This window comes from Streptococcus sp. F2, from assembly GCF_056500955.1.
This window is the reverse complement of sequence record NZ_JBWKAI010000054.1, coordinates 1-4,755: the sequence shown is the minus strand read 5'-3', so window position 1 is coordinate 4,755 and position 4,755 is coordinate 1. Positions and strand designations below refer to the sequence as shown.

7 protein-coding genes are annotated in these 4,755 nt (G+C 37.4%); all 7 read left to right on the top strand.

Annotated features, from left to right (window positions below):
- A partial coding sequence (locus ACYTR8_RS10075) for an IS3 family transposase (protein WP_479642107.1) occupies nt 1–486 on the top strand: 486 nt, incomplete at its 5' end.
- A gap of 428 nt (nt 487–914) precedes the next feature.
- Nucleotides 915–1,343 (top strand): RNA polymerase sigma factor, encoded by a 429-nt coding sequence (locus ACYTR8_RS10070; protein WP_479642106.1) that lies wholly within the window; start codon nt 915–917, stop codon nt 1,341–1,343.
- A gap of 181 nt (nt 1,344–1,524) precedes the next feature.
- The gene (locus ACYTR8_RS10065) at nt 1,525–1,845 is read left to right on the top strand and encodes a hypothetical protein (RefSeq protein WP_479642105.1); all 321 of its coding nucleotides are present in this window, start codon (nt 1,525–1,527) and stop codon (nt 1,843–1,845) included.
- Entirely contained in the window at nt 1,845–2,945 is a 1,101-nt protein-coding gene (locus ACYTR8_RS10060; protein WP_479642104.1) for a cell division protein FtsK, read from the top strand. The genes ACYTR8_RS10065 and ACYTR8_RS10060 overlap by 1 nt, the downstream gene beginning before the upstream one ends.
- Entirely contained in the window at nt 2,942–3,547 is a 606-nt protein-coding gene (locus ACYTR8_RS10055; protein WP_479642103.1) for a DUF502 domain-containing protein, read from the top strand. The genes ACYTR8_RS10060 and ACYTR8_RS10055 overlap by 4 nt, the downstream gene beginning before the upstream one ends.
- Nucleotides 3,548–3,754: 207 nt before the next feature.
- Nucleotides 3,755–4,360, top strand: a complete 606-nt coding sequence (locus tag ACYTR8_RS10050) for a replication protein (protein WP_479642102.1) — start codon at nt 3,755–3,757, stop codon at nt 4,358–4,360.
- Nucleotides 4,353–4,601 carry a MerR family transcriptional regulator gene (locus ACYTR8_RS10045; protein WP_138127013.1) on the top strand — a complete coding sequence of 83 codons (249 nt, stop codon included), beginning with the start codon at nt 4,353–4,355 and terminating at the stop codon, nt 4,599–4,601. Before ACYTR8_RS10050 ends, ACYTR8_RS10045 begins: the two co-directional genes overlap by 8 nt.
- The last annotated feature ends 154 nt before the right edge of the window (nt 4,602–4,755 follow it).

Sequence of the window (4,755 nt, the reverse complement as noted above, 5' to 3'; positions counted from 1 at the left end):
TTCGACCAAGAAAGACCACTGGAAGCCCTGGTGACCGACTTGACTTACGTCCGTGTGGATAGGCGCTGGGCTTACGTTTGTCTCATCATTGACCTCTTTAATCGTGAAATCATAGGATTGTCCGTTGACTGGCACAAGACTGCGGAGCTCGTTAAACAAGCCATTCAAAGCATCCCTTATGCACTAACCAAGGTCAAGATGTTCCATTCTGATCGTGGCAAGGAGTTTGACAATCAGCTGATTGATGAGATGCTTGAAGCTTTTGGAATCACCCGTTCTCTCAGTCAGGCTGGTTGTCCCTATGACAATGCCGTCGCTGAGAGTACCTATCGTTCCTTCAAACTGGAGTTTATCAACCAAGAAACCTTTCAATCACTAGAAGAATTAGCCCTCAAAACGAAAGATTATGTCCACTGGTGGAACTATCATCGCATTCATGGTAGTCTTAACTACCAAACTCCCATGACCAAACGAATTATCGCTTAAAAAGCACTTTATAAAAATTGTTCAGAAAAGTGTTGCCTTTTCACTTTATTAAATTATTAAATGAGGAAGAGATAAGAAAATTTGCACTCTAATGACTAGGCATTAATGCTTAGTCTTTTTTTTTACACTCATTTTTACAAATTTAGATTTCGTAGAAAAACGGAGAGTAAAAAATTTCGATAGTTTTTGCACTATACTGAACGTATCAAGAAAACATCTTGATAATAAATTTTTATTACAGTCCCAAATGGTGGCCACCAAATGGAACGGATTGAAACAGATATGATGATATAGCGATAAAGGTTATATCTTGTATAGAATTGTTTCGCCGTCTATTTGGTGTGCCTTTTTTGACACCTCGGCATTCAATAGTTACTCATATAAGTTTCTTTCTACTCCTAAAATTGGGCTGTTAGAAAGAGGCGACTATGCCAACTCATTATTATACAAACGTTGAACTCGTTTCTAACATTGAACCAGCTGAACAAGAATTTTGGTTAAAAGTCCTAGATGATATGGACAGACAAGAAGAAAACTATCAACGTAAAATGAGATACCATCAAGTATCCAGTTTAGACTTCATTGTATCCAATGATGGACGTGAAACGACACTTCAAGAACTTATTCAAAGTAATTCTTGTTCTGGTGAAGACAATGTAATCAAGCAAGTAGAAGAACAACTTTATCTTGAAGCATTAACTGAATTAGATGAAGAACACCGTGTCGTTTTTAAAGCTATATTTGAAAATGGTCTAAATGCTACAAAAACTAGTCAACTAGTTGGTCGGTCTGATAAGACTGCTAAAAAGTACTACAAGGAAGCCTGTAAACAGGTTCTTAATAAAATACAATCATAATAAATTAACTAGTAGTCAACAAAAAGACTACTAGTTTTTTTCAAAAAAATTCCGAAAACCATATCCTGAATCTCCTATATATAGGAGGTGATGGATATGACCTAGATACAGTATCCAGCTCATGATTAAAACCGAGCACGTCTCATTCACATTATTTTCTACTACACAGGAGGAACTGCCGATGGCATTCAAAATGAAAACCACAAAAGGTGGTTATACCACTTCATTGGCTGACAAAATCATCAGTCAAAAACAACCGATTTTCTCACTTAGTTCCGAGCTTGAACCACAACAACGATTTGAAGATGGAAAGCCGACAGGAGAAATCGTAGCCTACAAAGCTTGGTTTGTACAGGAAGGACAAGACCCTTTCCAAGTGAAATTTGAAGAGTCGATTGAGCTACCAGCTTTTCAATCCATGATTCAATTTGACACTCTACAAGCCTGCGAAGTGAAATATAACATATATTTCAAAGCTAACGGTATCACGGAGGTTCGCTAATGACTATGCAATCTTACAATACACTAAGCCACTCCTTTCTGCAATCCTATTTACTCCAGAGCCTTAATATGGCTCTGGGGGCTTTAATGCAGGGAGAAACCAGTTACACGAACTCATTTAATATCATTATCCAAGAAGACGGTTTCATTTTCGTACCTCGGTTACCATCTGCTTACATCTTAGACGATGACTTATACAAGAAAATCTTTCTGATTGCCAACGCTTCACTTTATCCACAGTATACGCTTCTAAAACAAAATGCTACCTACTTTGTTCCCTTAGAAACGGATGACTTACACATTCAACGTGGATTATTCTTCCCTTGGAAGAAGGGGATTTCAGAACGCTTGGCGATTTCTGATTTAGATAAATTTTCATCCAGCTTACCGAAAGGAAAAATCCCAATCATGAAACACTTTGAACTTAACTTAGACAAAGTAAACCACTGGGCTATTACTGGAAATTCAGGTTCTGGGAAATCGTATGCTCTCACTTACTTCTTGAGTGTCCTAAAGCATATGTCTGACTTGATAATTATTGACCCTAAATTCGACACCCCAAGCCGAGGGGCTAGAGAAAATCACATTGCGGTTATCCACCCTGTCGAAAACCGTTCAAAATCTGATTTTGTCTCACAAGTTAATGAACAATTAAGTCAGTGTGCAACTCTTATCCAAAAAAGGCAAGCTATCTTGTATGATAATCCTAACCATCAATTTACCCATCTAACCATCGTCATTGATGAAGTACTTGCTTTGTCCGAGGGTGTAAATAAGACCATAAAAGAAGCCTTTTTCTCATTACTCTCACAGATTGCCTTGTTGGGACGTGCTACCAAAATCCATCTCTTTTTGGTAAGCCAGCGTTTTGACCACAATACCATTCCCATTTCGGTAAGGGAACAGCTAAACGTATTATTACAAATCGGAAATATAAATCAGAAAACCACCCAATTTTTATTTCCTGACTTAGACCCTGAAGGGATTGTTATTCCAACTGGACATGGTACAGGTATCATTCAAGTTATTGATAATGAACACCCCTATCAGGTTCTTCCTCTGCTCTGCCCAACTTACTACACTAAACGAGGTATCCTATGACAACTAAAAACTATTTCATGAGAAGTTTCAATTTCATTCTGAATCTGCTTCTCATCGCTCCTATCTTGTATTTATTCGGTTGGCTTTTCAATAGTCTATCTATTCAATTGAATACCAATACTCTGTTCAAGTTGGAAACTGTCACAACTATTACTGATAAAATCAGTTCTATTAGTTACGGACTAGCTCTTATTTGCTTGTCCTTATCCTTGGTATTGATTGGAATAGAAATTGTCAAACGGTGGAAAACAGACAGACTTGTGAACTATGTGAAATCTGCTTATCATACTTTTTCTCTTAGAAATTTCTTATTTCAACGTGAAAAAGTACAGAAAGTAACAAATCCTGAACATCAGACTGTACCAACATCAACCCCTGTAAGCAACGGATTTAATCGAGCAGTCCGTAAATGTATGGTTGATATTCAGACTGATTCTGTCACTATCTTCATCAAAGTCCCAAGAGACCAACAGGGACAAAAAATTCTAAAGGATATGGAAGCACTATTAAAAGAGGAAATTGCTAGTCAGCATACTGATTACTATTTCTCATCTCCTATTCGAGTCCGCAATCAATTATGGTTCAATGGTAAAAAACGTTAATCTTTGGGGGCTGTGGCTTGCATTAGCAAGAGCCAAACAGCCCCCTTTTTTTATTATGTTCTATTTCAACCATGGGCTATTGGGGTTACTACGACCCCCAATAGGTCAATAATCAATAATCACAAATTTTATTTAAAAAAATCCGAAAACCGCACTCTTATTCTCCTATTATATAAAGAACAACAATAACAAGCGAGGTAAAAGCATATGGCAAAAGAACAACGTTCAACCAAATGGACATTTCTCTTTTACAAAGAGAGCGCTCCAGAAGACTACTTGAACGTCTTGGAAGAACTTCATATCCCATTTATCCTTAGCCCTTGGCACGATAAGGATGTGAACAGACAAACCGGAGAGTTCAAAAAGGTACATAAGCACGGTGCTTTCTTCTTTGATTCACTGAAAAGCTACTCCCAAGTGTCCAATATTATCAGTGACAAGTTAAACGGTCCCGCACATGTGGAAGTCGTCATGTCTCCGACAGGCTTATTTGACTACTTTACACACGCAGAAAACCCAGACAAGGCCCCTTATGACATTGATGATATTGAAATTGGGTGTGGTTTTGATTTGGACAAGTTTTTGATAGAAGTAAAAACTTCTGATTTCATTCATGAAGTGGTTGATATTATCGAGGAGAACGACTTTACCGAATTTGAAGAGCTAGTTTGGTATGCACGAGCAAACAACACCAATCTACTAGGTCTCATTATTGAACGCACCTATTTCTTTGCTAAATATCTGGATTCACGACGGCATAATCCAAATCGATTACAGACTGCCAATGTAGAGGAGAAAGACAACGATGAATAACGAAAAGTTAGAACAAATTGAACAGTTATTACAAACACTTATCAAGCTCATTCAAATCAAAGAGCAGAACAGACCACTAAAGATAATTCAGCAACGAGAATTGCTGAGACAACTAAATATCTCTCCAAATACACTAAAAACTTGGGAACAAAAAGGATTGAAAAGATTAGAACCTCCTATAGAGGGGACTCGAACCGTCTTCTATTTATTAGACGATGTTATTGACTTCTTGAACTCCTAATGTTGAAGTTTTGTGCTAAAATAATATTACCTAATTTGTAAAATTAAGCTAGACAGAAAAAAGCCATCTATGTTAGGCTCAGATAAACACCACATTTGTCTGAAAGGAACTAACATAAATGACCTATACCCATCTTACCACAAATGAACTTGTT